13 protein-coding genes are annotated in these 16,693 nt (G+C 63.3%); 8 read left to right on the forward strand and 5 right to left on the reverse strand.

Annotated elements, in window-relative coordinates; all coding sequences use genetic code 11:
• The first annotated feature begins 207 nt into the window (after positions 1-207).
• From ATY02_RS17410 to ATY02_RS17425, 4 genes are all read left to right on the forward strand, one after another.
• On the forward strand, positions 208-1,107 hold the full coding sequence (locus ATY02_RS17410; RefSeq protein ID WP_068588409.1) for a bestrophin family protein: 900 nt from the start codon (positions 208-210) through the stop codon (positions 1,105-1,107).
• 74 nt (positions 1,108-1,181) lie between these two features.
• The gene (locus ATY02_RS17415) at positions 1,182-2,237 is read left to right on the forward strand and encodes a tetratricopeptide repeat protein (RefSeq protein ID WP_068588406.1); all 1,056 of its coding nucleotides are present in this window, start codon (positions 1,182-1,184) and stop codon (positions 2,235-2,237) included.
• 253 nt (positions 2,238-2,490) lie between these two features.
• Positions 2,491-3,993: an ATPase domain-containing protein gene (locus tag ATY02_RS17420; RefSeq protein WP_068588403.1), complete on the forward strand. Its 1,503-nt coding sequence runs from the start codon at positions 2,491-2,493 to the stop codon at positions 3,991-3,993.
• Positions 3,990-5,660 (forward strand): response regulator, encoded by a 1,671-nt coding sequence (locus tag ATY02_RS17425; RefSeq protein WP_068588400.1) that lies wholly within the window; start codon positions 3,990-3,992, stop codon positions 5,658-5,660. The genes ATY02_RS17420 and ATY02_RS17425 overlap by 4 nt, the downstream gene beginning before the upstream one ends.
• A gap of 8 nt (positions 5,661-5,668) precedes the next feature.
• Here ATY02_RS17425 and ATY02_RS17430 read toward each other — a convergent pair whose 3' ends face one another.
• The 5 genes from ATY02_RS17430 to ATY02_RS17450 all read right to left on the reverse strand — a co-directional run bounded on the left by ATY02_RS17430 (position 5,669) and on the right by ATY02_RS17450 (position 12,285).
• A complete protein-coding gene (locus ATY02_RS17430) occupies positions 5,669-6,046 on the reverse strand; it encodes a response regulator (protein WP_068588398.1) in 378 nt (125 codons plus the stop codon).
• A gap of 125 nt (positions 6,047-6,171) precedes the next feature.
• Positions 6,172-7,380, reverse strand: coding sequence for a hybrid sensor histidine kinase/response regulator (locus tag ATY02_RS17435; protein WP_068588395.1), 1,209 nt, complete (start codon positions 7,378-7,380; stop codon positions 6,172-6,174).
• Complete coding sequence (locus tag ATY02_RS17440) at positions 7,374-7,979, reverse strand: chemotaxis protein CheB (RefSeq protein WP_068588392.1); 606 nt, start codon at positions 7,977-7,979, stop codon at positions 7,374-7,376. The genes ATY02_RS17435 and ATY02_RS17440 overlap by 7 nt, the downstream gene beginning before the upstream one ends.
• Positions 7,976-8,791 (reverse strand): CheR family methyltransferase, encoded by an 816-nt coding sequence (locus ATY02_RS17445; protein ID WP_068588389.1) that lies wholly within the window; start codon positions 8,789-8,791, stop codon positions 7,976-7,978. Before ATY02_RS17445 ends, ATY02_RS17440 begins: the two co-directional genes overlap by 4 nt.
• Entirely contained in the window at positions 8,791-12,285 is a 3,495-nt protein-coding gene (locus ATY02_RS17450; protein WP_068588385.1) for a response regulator, read from the reverse strand. The genes ATY02_RS17445 and ATY02_RS17450 overlap by 1 nt, the downstream gene beginning before the upstream one ends.
• A 255-nt stretch (positions 12,286-12,540) precedes the next feature.
• Here ATY02_RS17450 and ATY02_RS17455 point away from each other — a divergent pair, with 255 nt between their 5' ends.
• The 4 genes from ATY02_RS17455 (at position 12,541) to efeO (ending at position 16,690) form a co-directional block, all read left to right on the forward strand.
• The gene (locus ATY02_RS17455; RefSeq protein ID WP_068588383.1) at positions 12,541-12,900 is read left to right on the forward strand and encodes a response regulator; all 360 of its coding nucleotides are present in this window, start codon (positions 12,541-12,543) and stop codon (positions 12,898-12,900) included.
• 85 nt (positions 12,901-12,985) lie between these two features.
• Positions 12,986-14,278 carry a glycosyltransferase gene (locus tag ATY02_RS17460; protein ID WP_068588381.1) on the forward strand — a complete coding sequence of 431 codons (1,293 nt, stop codon included), beginning with the start codon at positions 12,986-12,988 and terminating at the stop codon, positions 14,276-14,278.
• 355 nt (positions 14,279-14,633) lie between these two features.
• Entirely contained in the window at positions 14,634-15,482 is an 849-nt protein-coding gene (gene efeU, locus ATY02_RS17465) for an iron uptake transporter permease EfeU (protein ID WP_068588379.1), read from the forward strand.
• Between the two features lie 8 nt (positions 15,483-15,490).
• Entirely contained in the window at positions 15,491-16,690 is a 1,200-nt protein-coding gene (gene efeO, locus ATY02_RS17470; RefSeq protein ID WP_068588376.1) for an iron uptake system protein EfeO, read from the forward strand.
• The last annotated feature ends 3 nt before the right edge of the window (positions 16,691-16,693 follow it).

The following is a 16,693-nucleotide window of genomic DNA, read 5'->3' on the forward strand; positions in this document are numbered from 1 at the left end:
GCAGGGGCAGGCGCTTGCGCCCGCTGAAGGTCGCCAAGCAAGGTCCTGCGGACCTTTGTGCAGCCTCGCCGAGGGCTCGACAGCCGCTACACAGTGACGGATCGCCGATAGAGGCGCTCGATCAACCAGTCGGCCATTACGATTGGACAGCCACCCGGCCCGCTCCTAACCTGCGCTCGCCTCGTAGTCGCCCAGGCCTTCATCCCCATGATCGTGCGTCCCAAACCGAACCTGTTCGCCTTGCTCTTCGCCCTCAAGGGCTCGATCGCCAAGCGTATCGCCCTGCGCTGTGCCCTGGTGACCCTGCTGGCCTCGGTCATCGTGTTGGTGGAAACCCTGCAACCGGCCTTCTTCTCCAAAGTCAACGCCACGCCCTTCACCCTGCTGGGGCTGTCGCTGTCGATCTTCATGAGTTTTCGCAACAACGCCTGCTACGACCGCTGGTGGGAAGGCCGCAAGCAACTGGGGCAGTTGACCATCGAGGTGCGTTCGCTGATCCGCGAAAGCCTGGTGATCGAGGGCCACCCCGAGCGCGAGGGCTTGTTGCGCGATCTCTGCGGTTTCGCCCACAGCCTGATCGCCCGGCTGCGCCAAGAGGACGAAGCCCGTGCCCTGGAGCCCTGGGCCCAGGCACCGCTGGAGCGCCAACACCCGAACCTGACCGACGCCCAGTTGCAGCACATTGGGCGCCGTTGCTCGCAATGGGCCCGGCAAGGCCTGATCAGCGAGTGGCGCTATACCCAGCTGGAAAGCCGCCTGGTGAGCCTGAGCCTGGTACAGGCCGCCTGCGAGCGCATCCAGAACACCCCGCTGCCCTTCCCCTACACTTTGCTGCTGCATCGCACCATCTACCTGTTCTGCATCCTCCTGCCTTTTGCCATGGCCGAACCCCTGGGCTGGCTGACGCCGCTCTTCACCGCCATCGTCAGCTACACCTTCCTGGGCCTGGACGAAATCGGTGATGACCTGGAGGACCCGTTCGGCTACGACGACAATGACCTGCCCTGCAGCGCTCTGCTACGGGGCCTGGAGCGCGAAGTGCTGGCGGCGCTGGGCGTGTCCCCATTGCCACCGCTGCTGGAGCCCGAGGAGTACGTGCTGACCTGAAGCGGGGTTTGACTCAAGCCGGTTCCTGACCGAAGCTTGCTCCCTCCCCAAGTCGCTCGCTCCTGGACTTTCGCATGCCCCAAGCCCGCCGCTACCTGCTGATCAGCCTGTCCATCGTCATTCTTCTGGCCCTGGCCTGGTTCTTCCTGCGTAGCAGCCCACCCGCGGTGCCCGAGGCAATCCGCCAGGGTTATGGCGTGGCCCTGGAGAAGGCCCGCAATGGCCAGCCAGGCGCGGCACGGGTGCTCTACCAGCAGTTGGGGCGTCCCGATCTCAGCGACAAGCAACGCACTCGCCTGCTGGCCGTACTGCCCAACTACCCCAGCCCCCAGGCCCTGAAACTGGCGGACGCCGGCCTGCACCATGCCTCGGCGCAAGTACGCAAGGCCGCCATCGCCAGCGTGCTCGGCCTGGTGCCCAGCGGCAAGCGCAGCCTGTTGCTGGGTCCGTTGCTGGACGATCCGGAGCAAAGCGTGCGCTTTGCTGCCGTGGATGCGCTGCTGGGACTGTCTCCGGATGACCAGGGCCTGTATTTCGGCCCCCTGCAGCAAGTGATCGACGAATACACCCAGGTCCTCAAGACCCGTGGCGACGACGTCGAGGCCCAGTACCAGCTGGCGCGCCTCTACCTGCACAACGCCGACCTGGCCAGGGCCCAGCAGACCCTGGAGCAAGCCTTGAAACTGGCACCGGACAACCTGCAGGCCGTGGTGTTGCAGATCGAGGTGCTCGACAAGCAAGGCCAGAGCGAAGCCGCCCGCCAACTGTTGGCCAAGCAGTTGCAAGCCCAGCAGGATTCAGCCTACCTGCAACATGCCCTGGGGCTCTGGCTGCTCCAGCACGACCAGGGCGAGTTTGCCCTCCTGGGCTTGTCCCGGGCCGTGGAGCTGGAGCCGAACAACGCGGCCTACCGCTACGACCTGGCCACTACCTTGCACAGCGAGCAGGAACTGGAGGCCGCACAGAAGCAGTTGGAGGAAATCGTCCAGCGCCAGCCGTACAACCGCAAGGCGCGGGTGCTGCTGATCAACTATTGGAAGGAAAGCGGCCAATTGCAGAACGTCCAGGTGCTGCTGGCCCAGCTCGAACAGCAGAATCCCGACGATCCGGCATTGCAGCAGGGTCTCTGAGCCTGCGCCGCTGCGCGCCCGGGCGCAGCCTTCGATAGCGGCTACACCGTTGTAGCCGCTGTCGAGCCCGCGAGACTGCGACAAGGCCTGCAGGACCTTCAGCGCTCGACCAGGCGAACGGTTATGGTCCTGCGCGCCCCAGCCCCCGGTGGCGATAAAAGGTTGAACCGCGCTGGCGGCAAACGGTCAAGTGATCAAAGCGACATCGCGACTTGCGTGCCGCCACTGATCGAAGCCATTGCGAGGGTATTGCTTGACCACCCCAACTGCGTTGCACAGCGATAAGGCCGCCACCGGCATCGAGGGCCTGGACGACATTCTCAACGGGGGACTGTCGCGCAGCCACGTCTTCCTGCTGGAGGGTGAGCCCGGTACGGGCAAGACCACCGTCGCCCTGCACTTCCTGCGGACCGGTGCCCTGGCCGGCGAACGCTGCCTGTACATCACCCTTTCGGAAACCGAGCGTGAGCTGCGCCAGGGCGCGCAGTCCCATGGCTGGGAACTGGACGGCAGCATCCACATCTTCGAGCTGACCCCACCGGAAAGCCTGCTCAATGTCGAACACCAGCAGAGCCTGTTGTACTCCTCGGACCTGGAGCTGGGAGAAGCCACGCGGCAGATCTTCGAGGTCGTGGAGCGCGTCAAGCCGACCCGAGTCGTGCTCGACAGCCTCTCGGAAATCCGCCTGCTGGCCCAGAGTTCCTTGCGTTATCGCCGGCAGATCCTGGCGATCAAGCACTACTTCGTGCGCTACGACGCCACCGTCCTGCTGCTGGACGACCTGACCAGCGAAGCCCTGGACAAGACCGTGCACAGCGTGGCTCACGGTGTGATCCGCCTGGAGGAGCTGACCCCGGGTTATGGCGCCGAGCGGCGGCGGATCAAGATCATGAAATACCGCGGCCAGAAGTACCGTGGCGGGTTCCATGACTTCACCATCCAGGGCGACGGCGTGCACGTGTTCCCACGGCTGGTCGCCGCCGAGCACCGACGTCGCCACGAGCGCCAGACCCTGACCAGCGGCATCCGGGAAATGGACGCCCTGCTCGGCGGCGGGATCGCCAGCGGCTCCAGCACCCTGATCCTTGGCCCCGCAGGCACCGGCAAATCGCTGATTGCCATGATCTTCGCTGCGGCCGCCGTGGCCAGGGGCGAGAAAGCCGCGCTGTTCATCTTCGACGAGGAACTGGGGTTGCTGTTCGAGCGCATGGACAACATGGGCATCGACCTCCAGGCCCTGCAAGCCAGCGGCAACCTGATCATCGAACAGGTGGACGCCGCCGAGCTATCGCCTGGAGAGCTGTCGCACCGGGTCAGGCATTGTGTCGACAAGGGCCAGATCAAGACGGTGGTGATCGATAGCATCAACGGCTACCAGGCAGCCATGCCCGAGGAAAACGCCCTGGTCCTGCACATGCACGAGCTGCTGCTGTACCTCAACCGCCAGGGTGCGGCGACCTTCATGACCGTGGCCCAGCACGGCCTGGTGGGTGACATGCAGGCTCCGGTGGACATCACCTACCTGGCCGACACGGTCATCCTGCTGCGCTACTTCGAAGCCCTGGGCAAGGTGCGCCGGGCCATCTCGATCATCAAGAAACGCACCGGCAGCCATGAGTCCACCATCCGCGAATACCGTATCAGCGGCCGCGGCTTGACCATCGGCGAGCCCCTGGAAGCCTTCCAGGGCGTACTGCGCGGCGTCCCCAACTATCAAGGTGCAGGCCAGCCGCTGCTGGGGGACGAAGATCCATGATCCATAGCCCGGAGTTTTCCGAGCGGGCCCTGGTGCTCACGCCCCTGGGCCGTGATAGCCAACTGGCCCAGATGATGCTGCATGAAGCCGGCCTCAGCAGCCTGGCCACCGCAAACCTCGGCGCCCTGTGCCAGGAACTGGAGCACGGCGCCGGCTTGCTGATCATCGCTGTCGAAGCCTTGCGCGGGGGGGACCTCACGCCCTTGCTGCAGTACCTGGAGCAGCAACCGGCCTGGTCGGACCTGCCGATCATCCTGCTGACCCATCATGGCGGGCCGGAACAGAACCCGGCGGCAAGCTTTGGCGCGCCCCTGGGCAATGTCAGCTTTCTCGAACGGCCCTTTCATCCGGCCACCCTGATCAGCCTGGCCAAGGCCGCCTTGCGCGGCCGACGCCGGCAATACGAAGCCCGGGACCGGCTGGTCGATTTGAGCCAGAGTGAACTGCGCCTGCAACGCACCCTGGAGACCCTGGAGCAGCAGGTGGAGGAACGCACTGCACAGCTGCGGCACAACGAGGAAGCCTTGCGCCAGTCGCAGAAGATGGAAGCCGTCGGCCAGCTCACCGGCGGCATTGCCCATGACTTCAACAACATGCTGACCGGCATCATCGGCAGCCTGGAGTTATTGCGCCGGCGCCTGGCCCGGGGACGCACCGAGGACCTGGACAGCCTGATCGATCTTGGGGTGACCTCGGCCAATCGCGCGGCGGGCCTGACCCATCGCCTGCTGGCCTTCTCCCGACGCCAGTCGCTGGACAGCAAGCCCGTGGAAATGAACGCCCTGGTGAGTTCCATGGCACAGTTGCTGCAGGGCAGCCTCAGCGAAAGCATCGAACTGCAACTGCGACTGTGCGAACAGCCCTGGGTAGCCGAGGCCGACCCCAACCAATTGGAAAGCGCCCTGCTGAACCTGGCGCTCAATGCCCGGGATGCCATGCCCAACGGTGGTCGCTTGCTGGTGGAAACCCTCAACTGCAGGCTGGACGAGGACTTCGTCCAGGCCCACGACAACCTCGAGCCTGGCGACTACGTAGTGTTGCGGGTCAGCGATAACGGCTGCGGCATGCCCGAGGCCATCATCAACCGGGTGTTCGACCCTTTTTTCACCACCAAGCCCATCGGCCAGGGCACAGGCCTGGGCCTGTCGATGATCTATGGGTTCAGCAAGCAGTCCCATGGTCATGTGACGTTGGACAGCACCCTTGGGCGAGGCACCGAAGTCAGCCTCTACCTGCCGCGCTTCAGCGGCCAGCCGGCCCAGGACCTGCACCCCGAAGCCTTGCTGGCGCCTAGTGCGCACGACGGCGAGACGGTACTGATCGTCGAGGACGATCCTGCGGTGCGAGCCTTGGTCAGTACGGTACTGGGCGAGCTGGGCTACCGCTTTATCGAGGCTGGCGATGCCCGCAGCGCCATGCCGGTCCTCGACTCCGGGCAGCGCATCGACCTGTTGATCAGTGACGTCGGCCTGCCCGGCATGAATGGCCGGCAGCTGGCGGAGATCGGACGGCAGGTCCGTCCGCAATTGAAAGTCCTGTTCATCACCGGTTATGCCGAGCATGCGGCGGCCCGTGGCGGCTTCCTCGACCCGGGCATGCAGTTGATCACCAAGCCCTTCACCTTCGATCTGTTGATCGCCAAGGTCCAGGAAATGCTACGCGACTGAATCCCGGCTCAGGCCAACAGTTGCTGGATCTGTTGATGCAGGCTGTTGAGGTCGAAAGGCTTGGCCAGGATCGGCGCCTTGCGGGTGATGGGGCTGTTGCATTCGAGGATCTCGTTGGGATAGCCGCTGATGAAAATCACCTTGAGGTCCGGGCGCAGTTTCACTGCCGGCTCGGCGATCATCACCCCGGTGATGCCACCTGGCAGCCGGTAGTCGGTGATCATCAGGTCCAGGTTCGGCTTGCTGGCCAGGATCTCGAACGCCTGCTCGCCGTTCTCCGCCTGCAATACCCGATAGCCCAGGCCCGACAGGTAGTCGGCCAGCAGCATCAGGATCACCGGTTCATCTTCGACGATCAGTACGACGTCTTGTGCATCTTCACTCATGGAAAACCTTTGTTCGGTCAATTGCTGCTTGAGGCTGTCGAAGTTTGCCGGACCACCGTGCCGGCAAACCCCGGCAGCCACTGTACGACCATCGGGCCACGCAGAGGTTGCGTGCGGATGAAGTTTTAAGCGCTGGCCGGTAGGTCGATGTCCGCCAGAGGCAGGCAGACGCGAAACAGCGCCCCTTCGCCAATGCGGCTCTCGACGCCGATGGAGCCACCGTGGGCCGTGACGATCTGCTCGGAAATGAACAGCCCCAGCCCCAGGCCCGAAACCACATGGTTGGCGCTGACCCGCTCGAATTGCTGGAAAATGCGCTTCTGGTTGTCTTCGCTGATGCCGATACCGTGGTCACGCACCTCGACCCGGGCTTCACCGCAGGTGGTGTAGACCCGTACCTCGATAGGGCTCTTGGCGCCGTAGCGCAAGGCGTTGGTCAGCAGGTTGGAAACCACTTGCTCGATGCGAAACTCATCCCAGTTGCCCTCCACCGCTTGCTCGGCATGCAGGCTCAGGGATGATTGCGCGGCTTCGACCTGGGGGGCGAAATTCTCCACCAGGCCGCGTACCAACTGCACCAGGTCGAAGCGCGACGGGCGGATCGACAGTTTGCCGGTACGAATGCGCGAGATATCGAGCATGTCCTCGATCAATCTGATCAGGCTCTTGATCTGGCGCTCGTCGCGGTCGACCATCGCGTGCATCTTGTCCAGGCTGAAGGCTGCGGCATTCTCCCGGGCCAGGTGCATCTTGCGCAGCTGGGTCTCCAGGATCAGGCCATTGAGGGGCGTGCGGACCTCATGGGCGACGATCGACATGAAATCGTCACGCATGCGTACCGCCTGCTCCAGTTCGTTCTGGGTGGCCTGCAGCTTCTTGAGCAGCGCCTCCTGCTCACGACGACTGCGCTCCAGGGCCTCGACCTGCTGCTTCATGGCCTTGCTCTGGCGGTACAGGTCGACGAAGACGTTGACCTTGCTCTTGACCGCATGGATATCCAGGGGCTTGTGCAAGAAGTCCACGGCCCCGCTCTCGTAGCCCTTGAAGGCGTAGTTGAGTTCGCGCCCGGCAGCGCTGACAAACACGATGGGAATGTTCTTGGTCTTTTCCGTGCCCCGCATCAGCTCCGCCAGTTCGAAACCGTTCATGCCAGGCATCTGCACATCGAGGATGGCCATGGCAAACTCATGCTGGAGCAACAGCGACAGGGCTTCGTCGGCCGACAAGGCCTTGTATACCAGGCGATCCTCGCGCTTGATCAGGGCTTCGAGGGCCAGCAGGTTCTCCGGCAGGTCATCGACGATCAGCAGCTTGGCTTGGACATTACTCAACATGCGCTTCGTTCCAGCTCGGCGAGCAGACGGCTGATGCCGTGCAAAGGGAGGATGTAGTCCGGTTGGTGCAGGGCCAGGGCCGCATCCGGCATGGTCGATACATGGGCCTCGCTGGGGTCCTGGACGATGGTCAGGCCGCCCTGGCGCTTGACCTCGGCCAAGCCGCGAGCGCCGTCCTGGTTGGCCCCGGTCAACAGCACCGCAGCCAGGCGCGGGCCATAGGCGTCGGCGGCAGATTCGAACAAGACGTCGATGGCCGGCCGCGAATGATGGACCCGCTCCTCCTGGCTCAGTGACAGGCTGTGGTCCTGCTCCACCGACAGGTGATAACCGGGGGCGGCGAAATACAAGGTGCCGGGCAGGATCTGCTCCTTGTCATCGGCCTCCTTGACCCTCAGCGCCAGGCGCCGGTCGAAGACCTCCGCCAGTTGGCTGCGGCGTTCATCGGGCAGGTGCAGGACGACGATCAACGGCAGTCGGAAACCCCGGCCGAACCCGCTGAACAGGCCCAGCAAGGCTTCGACGCCACCGGCGGAGGCGCCCACCACGATGGCCTCGATCGGCGGTAGCGCGCCAGGGCTGAGAATATCCTGCGTCATAGCTTGCGATAGATCCGTTCTTGTTTGACCAGGGGCTCGAAGTGCTTGCCGTAGGCGGAGAAGTCCAGGGTTTCCTTGCTACCCAGCACCAGGAACCCACGATGGCAGAGCGACTCATGGAACAGGCCAAAGGCTCGATCCTGCAACTTTTTATTGAAATAAATCAATACGTTACGGCATGAGATCAACTGCGTCTCAGAAAATACGCTGTCGGTGGCCAGGCTGTGGTCGGCAAAGGTCACGCTTTCGCGCAGGCTCTTGTCGAAGATCGCATAGTCATAGGCCGCGGTGTAGTAGTCGGCAAAGGAGCGCTTGCCACCCGCCCGCTGGTAGTTGTGGGTATAGGCCCGCACGTTCTCCAGGGAGAAGATGCCCTGCTTGGCCTTTTCCAGGGAGTTGGGGTTGATGTCCGTGGCATAAATGATGGTCCGTTCCAGCAAGCCTTCCTCGCGCAGCAGGATGGCCATGGAATAGACCTCTTCACCCGTGCTGCACCCGGCGATCCAGATCTTCAGCGACGGATAGGTCTTGAGCAACGGCACCACTTCCTGGCGGATCGCCAGGAAGTGCGAAGGGTCGCGAAACATCTCGCTGACCGGAATGGTCAGGAACTGCAACAGCTGCATGAACGCGGTCGGGTCGTGCAGCACACGTTCCTGCAAGGCCGAGATGGTCTTGCATTCGAACTGGCGCAAGGCGTGGTTGACCCGGCGCTTGATCGAAGCGCCGGAGTAATCGCGAAAGTCGTAGCTGTATTTAAGGTAGATAGCTTCGATCAACAAACGCAGTTCGATCTCGGTATTGCGCTCCACTAAATTCTTTCCATCTTGGGTAGCCACACGCGGATAAGTGAGAACAACCGGTCGAGATCGATGGGCTTGGCCAGGTAGTCGTTGGCGCCGGCCTGCAGGCAGCGCTCCTGGTCGTCCTTCATGGCCTTGGCCGTCACCGCGATGATCGGCAGCTTGCGCCAGCGCGGATCCTTGCGGATCTGCGCCGTGGCTTCGAAACCGTCCATCTCCGGCATCATCACGTCCATCAGCACCAAATCGATATCCTCGACTTCGTTGAGTCTGGCAATGGCTTCCAGGCCGTTACGCCCGATCACCACCACGGCGCCCTTGTGTTCCAGGGCGCTGGTCAAGGCGAAGATATTACGCACATCGTCATCCACCAGGAGGACCTTGCGTCCCTCGAAGACCTTGTCGCGGCTGCGGGCGGTCTTGAGCATCTTCTGCCGCTCATGGGACAACTGGGATTCGACTTTGTGCAGAAAAAGCGTCACTTCATCCAGCAGGCGCTCTGGCGAACGGGCGCCCTTGATGATGATCGAGCGCGAATACTTGCGCAGCTCGGCCTCCTCGTCGCGGGTCAGGTTGCGCCCGGTGTAGACGATCACCGGTGGAAACGAGCAGATGTCTTCGGTGGACATGCGCTTGAGCAGGTCGTTGCCCAGCATGTCCGGCAGCTTGAGGTCGATGACCATGCAGTCGTAGACATTCTTGCGCAGCAGCTCCAGGGCATCCTGGGCCAGGCCCACGGCGGTGATCTCGATGTCATCGTCGCCGATCAGCCGGGCGATGCTGTCGCGCTGCAGGTCGTCGTCCTCCACCAGCAGCACGCGCTTGACCTTCTGCGTCAACTTGGCCTCCAGGCGGGCGAAGACGTCCTTGAGCTCCTCGCGGGTCGTGGGCTTGACCGCATAGCCCACGGCGCCCATGTGCATCGCCGCCTCGACCCGGTCCTCCACCGAGATCACATGCACCGGGATATGCCGGGTCTGCGGGTGCTCCTTGAGCCGTTGCAACACCGTCAGGCCGGAGTGATCGGGCAAGCGCATGTCCAGGAGGATTGCATCGGGAACGAACTGGGTCGCCAGGCTGAAACCTTCGTCGGCGCCATGGGCCACCAGGCAGTGATAACCCAGCTCATGGGCCAGGTCGAAGAGGATATGCGCAAAGTTGGCTTCGTCCTCCACCACCAGGATGCAACGGCTCTTGAAGGGCGCCTTGTCCCGATCGTCGGCGAAACGAGGGATCTCCACCACCGCCATCGCAGCCTCGGCAACCACCGGGTTGGACGGCTGGGGCAGTACCGCAGGCGCCACCGGCGCGAGGACGGTCGGCGCGGCAGACAAGGCATCGCTGTATCGCTCCGGCAGTACCAGGGTAAAGACACTGCCCCGGCCCGGTTCGCTGCTGACGCTGATCGTGCCCCCCATCAGGTTGGCCAGGTCCCGGGAAATGGACAGCCCCAGGCCAGTGCCGCCATAGCGCCGGTTGGTGGTGCCATCAGCCTGGTGGAACGCCTCGAAGATGCTTTCATGCTGGTCCTGGGCGATACCGATCCCGGAATCCTGCACCGCAAAAGCGATGCCCGAACCTGGATGAGCCGACACCACCAGGCCAACCTGTCCCTGCTCGGTGAACTTGACCGCATTGGACAGCAGGTTCTTGAGCACCTGCTCGACCCGCTGGCGATCGGTGAACAGCGTCTGCGGTGCGCCTGGTTGCAGCTCCACCTTGAATTCCAGGCCCTTGTCCGCCGTCAGTGGCTCGAACAGGCTGCGCAGCCCATCCACCAGGCGCGAGACGCTGGTGTTCTCCGGACGGACTTCGAGCTTGCCGGCCTCGACCTTGGAAATATCCAGGATGTCATTGATCAGGTTCAGCAGGTCGTTGCCGGCGGAATAGATCGACTCGGCGAACTTGACCTGTTCGTCGCTGAGGTTTTCCTGGGGGTTCTCGGCCAGCAACTTGGCCAGGATCAGCGAGCTGTTGAGTGGCGTGCGCAGCTCGTGGGACATATTGGCCAGGAACTCGGACTTGTACTTGCTCGAACGCTGCAATTCCTCGGCACGCTCTTCGAGCTGGATCTGCGCCTCGTTGAGTTCGCTGTTCTTGCGGTCCATGGCGTCACGCTGCTCGGCCAGCGCCAGGGCCTGTTCCGACAACTGCTCGTTGGTCTGCTCCAGCTCCACCTGCTGGGTTTCCAGGTGTGCCTGGGACTCCTTGAGAATGCGCGACTGTTCTTCCAGCTCCTCGTTGGCGGTCTTGAGCTCCTCCTGCTGGACTTGCAGTTCTTCGTTGAGCTGCTGGGTCTCGGCCAGCACCTCCTGCAAGCGCTGGCGATAGCGTGCGGCCTCGATGGAAGTACCGATATTGCCGGCGATCAGCTCCAGCAACTCGATATCGCGCTCGCTCAGGGCGCGCAGGAAGCCCAGCTCGATCACCCCGTTGACTCGATCGTCATCGCGGGTTGGCACCACCAGCACGCTGCGCGGCGCCCCCTCGCCAAGGCCGGAGCTGACCTTGAAATAATCCTGTGGCACATCATCCAGGCGGATCAGGCGCTTGTGTTGCGCAGCCTGCCCCACCAGCCCTTCGTCGCCATACAACGACTGACCCTGCTCCTCCTGCTCACGAGAGAAGCCGTAGGAAGCCACGCGCTTGAGGGCGCCATGCTCCTCGCGCACATACAGCGCCGCCACCGGCGTCCCCAGGTACTGGGCGCAGAACTGCAGGATGTTGCGACCCAGCAGGTTCAGGGTCAGTTGTCCCAGCATCTGCTCGGCCAGTTCGGTCTGGCCGGTGCGCAGCCAGGCCTGGCGCTCCAGGCTGCGGGCACTACGCAGCTCGGCCTCGAGGTTCTCGCTGTAGCTGCGCGACAGGGCGAGCAGGTCACGGCGCCCGACATAGGCCAGCAAGCCGCTGATGCCCACGACGAACAGCAGGTACAAGGTGACGCTCAAGATCGTGGTACGACTGACGTTGTCGTTGCGCTCCTGGCGCAGTTGCTGCTCCGAAGTCACGGCATCGTCGAACTCCTTGCGCACCTCATCGGTCAGGCGCTTGCCACGTCCGGCCCGCACCGCTTCGCGATAGTCGCCGTTCTGCCGGCGCAGCTCGATCATGCCATGGGCATAGTTGTTCCACTCGGTCTGCAGGGCTTCCATGCGCTTGAGCCGGTCCACCTGCTGCGGGTTGTCCGCCACCAACTCCTGCAGGCCGCGCAATTCAGTAAGGATGCGGGGCTTGGCCACTTCATAGGGATCGAGGAAATGCTCGTCGCCGGTGATCAGGAAACCGCGCATGCCGGTTTCCAGGTCGATGGTCAGGCGTGCGGCTTCATTAAGGTTGTTGATCACCCGATCGGTGTGTTGCACCCACTGGATCACCGACAGCAGATAGGTGATCAGGGCCACGAAAAACACTGCACTGAGTACGCCCACGCCAAGGGGCAGGCTGACGTTACGTGTCAGCAGCTTGCGAAAACTCTGTTCATCAACCGAGGACGGACGAATCATGTGGTGGACCTTGGGGTTGGTGAAAAAAAGGGCAGTTTGCCCCACATTCGGCCATCGCAGCTATTTTTTATAACCAACACGCCGGTGCATTGCGATGTGACCTGCCGTAGGACGATAGAAGCGGTTATTCTTGCCGGCACTTGTACAAGTGATTTTTTTTGTACAGCTTCGGGAACTTGTGGCCAGGCGCCACTTACTGATGCACAGGGCCGCCTGTTGCGCTGCCCGCCGAATTCAATCCTTGAGAGTGCCTATATGCCCGCCAGCGTTCCAACCATCCTAGTCGTCGAAGACGATGCCATCGTGCGCATGCTGATCGTCGATGTCCTCGAAGAACTGGAATTCGCGGTCCAGGAAGCCGACGGCAGTGAGGCGGCCCTGGACCTGTTGCAGGACCTGGAACGCCCCATCGACCTGCTGATGACCGATGTTGGCCTGCCCGGCATGAACGGCCGCGAACTGGCCGAGCATGCGCGCCAACTGCGCCCGCACCTGCCGATCCTGTTCGCCAGCGGCTACGCCGAATCCATCGAGGTGCCGCCGGGCATGTCGGTGATCGGCAAACCATTCTCCATCGATCAACTGCGGGACAAGGTGCGCGGCATCCTCGGCTGATCCTGGCGCCCGCCTGATCGAGCACTGGGGCACTGTGGTTTAATGGCGACCTTTTTTTGCCCTCGCCCACCAGGAACCACGCCCCATGAGCCCTACCGCCACGACCAAAGTCCTGATCATTGGTTACGTGTGGCCCGAGCCGCGCTCTTCGGCCGCCGGCGGGCACATGATGCAGATCCTGCAATGTTTTCTCGACCAGGGCTGGGAGTTGACCTTCAGCAGCCCGGCCAATCCTGGTGAACACAAGGAAGACCTCGTTGCCCTGGGCATCCGCGAATGCCCGATCGAGCTGAACAACGCCAGCTTCGACCGTTTCGTCGCCGAGCTGGCGCCGGATATCGTGCTCTTCGACCAGTTCATGATGGAGGAGCAGTTCGGCTGGCGCGTGGAGCAACACTGCCCCAATGCCTTGCGGGTCCTGGAGACCTCTGACCTGCAGTGCCTGCGCCATGCGCGGCACCAACGGCTCAAGGACCATCTCAAGCACGCGAGCGCAGAAGACGATTTCAGCCCGCTGTTTGCCCAGGCGCAGCAGGACGAGTTCCAGCACATGGCCGAGACCGACCTGGCCAAGCGCGAGATCGCCGCCATCTATCGTTGCGACCTGAGCCTGATGATCTCCGAAGTGGAGATCGAGCTACTGGTGGAACAGTTCCGCCTGCCACCGACGCTGCTGCACTGGTGCCCGTTGATGCTGGAACGACTGCCGGAGAGTTTCGCGCCGTTCGAGCAACGGGCGCACTTTCTCAGCATCGGCAACTTCCGCCACGCACCGAACTGGGATGCGGTGCTGTGGATGAAGAACCGCGTATGGCCCTTGATCCGCCAGCAATTACCCGGCGCGCAACTGCACCTGTATGGCGCCTATACCCCGCCCAAGGCAGCGGCGCTGCATAACCCGGCCCAAGGCTTCCATATCATGAACTGGGCCGAGGACGCGTTGCAGGTGATGAGCGCTGCGCGCATCTGCCTGGCACCACTGCGCTTCGGCGCGGGCATCAAGGGCAAGCTGCTGGACGCCATGCTCTGTGGCACGCCAAGCGTGACCACCCCCATAGGCAGCGAATCGATGACCGTGCCCGACCTGCCATGGCCCGGCGCCGTGGAGGAGTCCGCCACCGCCCTGGCCGCAGCGGCAGTGCGCCTGTATCAGGACCAGGCCCAGTGGTCCCAGGCCCAGGCCGCGGGCAGCCAGTTACTGGCAGCACGCTACCGCCAGCAGGTCCATGGCCCGGCGTTGATCCAGCGCCTGCAACACTGCCGCCAACACCTGGCCCAGGAACGCCGGGACAACTTCACCGGCAGCATGCTGCGCCACCATCACCACAAGAGCACCCAATACATGGCGCAATGGATCGAGGCGAAGAACCGTCCCTGAGATCCGGGCCAACACTTGCCCGAACCCGCCACACTCCCCCGCTCGAAACGCGTCTTCATCTTCATGGCTGGCCAGTGGGCCAGCCTCTCTTCCCCGCCCCAGATCGAAGTACTTTCTCGTCATTGCCGCCCAAGGCAACGATGCCTGCTGCCCTGCCCGGCCAACCGTGCTTAGCCATGCACTGAAGTTGCCCGGGGATACCGGACCAATGACCGCAAGGAATCCCGATGCGCGGCTATCCTGGTAAACAAATCTCGTTCAGCTTCCGTTCAGCGGCTGTCAACAATCTTCATTTAGCAATGAGTATCATTATGTTACAACTTAGCTCCCTACCTAGTTCATCCGCTGGTGCTGAATGCTCGTTCCATTTCTGATCATGCTGCGCGAAGGGATCGAAGCCGCGCTCATCGTTGGCATCATCGCCAGCTACCTGCAACAGACAGGCCGCGGCCAGTGGATGCCAGCGGTGTGGATCGGCGTCTTTCTCGCGGCTGCCCTGGCCCTGCTGGTCGGTGGCGGCCTGGAACTGATGAGCGCCGAGTTCCCGCAGAAGCAACAAGAACTGTTCGAAGGCATCGTCGGCCTGGTGGCCGTGGGCATCCTCAGCTCCATGGTGTTCTGGATGCGCAAGGTCGCACGTTCCATCAAGCACTCCCTGCAAGCCTCCCTGGACCAGGCCCTGGCCGGCTCCCGGCACCAGGTGATCGCCCTGATCGCCATGGTGTTCTTCGCCGTCGCCCGGGAGGGCCTGGAGACCGTGTTCTTCCTGTTGGCGGTGTTCCAACAGAGTGAAGGCCCGGGCGCGCCCATCGGTGCATTGCTGGGGTTGGTGACGGCCATTATCGTCGGCTTCCTGATCTACACCGGCAGCATGCGCCTGAACCTTGCGGTGTTCTTCCGCTGGACCGGGCTGTTCATCCTGGTGGTAGCCGCCGGCATCCTGGCCAACTCGGTACAGGCACTGCATGAAGCCGGGCTGTGGAACCACCTGCAGACCGTGCTCTTCGACTTCAGCGCCAGCCTGCCCATGGACGGCCCGCTGGGCTCGGTGCTGGCCGGCATGTTCGGCTACCAGGACGCCCCCACCATCAGCACCCTGGGCGCCTATGTGCTGTACCTGGCCGTGACCCTGGTGCTGTTCTTCCTGCCCGGCGCCGCGCCTGCCAAGGCGCCCGGCCCATCGTCTTCCGTTTCCAGTCAGTAAGGCTCCCCATGACCCAGCAAGCCTCTCCCCAGGCCTCGCCGCCCCGCGCTCTGCGTTGGGCGGTGGCCGGCTCGGTGATCGTGATGATCGCCGCCGGCGGGCTGTTCTACTACGCCTCGCAACTGGCGGCCAGCAAGCGCCAGGCCCACCAGGGCGAGATCACCGTGACCATCCACCCCCACAGCTGCGAGCCCAATGCGCTTACCGTGCCCGCCGGCCGCGCCAGCTTTCGCATCGTCAACCGCTCTGAGCGCGCCGTGGAGTGGGAAATCCTCGATGGCGTGCTGGTGGTCGAAGAACGGGAAAACATCGCCCCGGGCCTGAGCCAGGTGATCAACGCCAACCTGCAGCCCGGGGACTACGCCATCACCTGCGGCCTGTTGAGCAACCCCAGGGGGACCCTGCATGTCACCCCGACCGCCGAGTCCGAGGCCCAGGCCAAGGCACGGCCATCGATGGTGGCCTTTATCGGTCCCCTATCGGAGTTCCGCGTCTACCTGAGCACCCAGGGCAGTGCCCTGGTCAAGGCCGTCGCGGCCTTGCAGCAGGCCATCGAAGCCGGTGACCTGAAGCAGGCCCAAGCCCTGTACGTGCCCGCCCGCGCCGCCTATCAACGCCTGGCCCCGGCCGCGCAGCGCCTGGCCGAGCTGGACAATGCGATCAACGCCCGTGCCGATTACTTCGAAAAGCGTGAACAGGACCCCGGTTTCGGCGGTTTCCATCGCCTGGAGTACGGCCTGTTCCAGCAACGTGACCTGGCAGGCCTGGCGCCAGTGGCCCAAGCCTTGTCCAAGGATGTCGGCAACCTCAAGGAACAGTTGCTGGCCCAGGCCCTGCCGCCCGAACAACTGGTGAGCATCGTGGCGCGCAACATGCACAGCCTCGCCGACCTGCGTGCCAGCAGCGGTGAAGAGGAGCGCTATAGCCACAGCGACCTGGGCGGTTTTGCCGCCAACCTGGAAACCACACGCAAGGTCATCGACCTGCTGCGACCGCTACTGGCCAAGTCGGCGGCCCAGGTGCTGCCACCGGTGGACAACGCCGCCACCGCCCTGGCCGCACGCCTGGATAGCCTGCGCGACGGCTTCGGCTACCTGGGCTACGACCAGGTCAGTGGCGAGCAACGCAAGGAGATCGCCGACAAGGCCAAGACCCTGGCCGACGCCCTGGACGGCATCGATCCCGCATTGGGCCTCTCCGGCCTGTAACGA

The sequence above is a fragment of the Pseudomonas sp. BIOMIG1BAC genome (genome assembly GCF_001705995.2).
Classification (GTDB): domain Bacteria; phylum Pseudomonadota; class Gammaproteobacteria; order Pseudomonadales; family Pseudomonadaceae; genus Aquipseudomonas; species Aquipseudomonas sessilinigenes.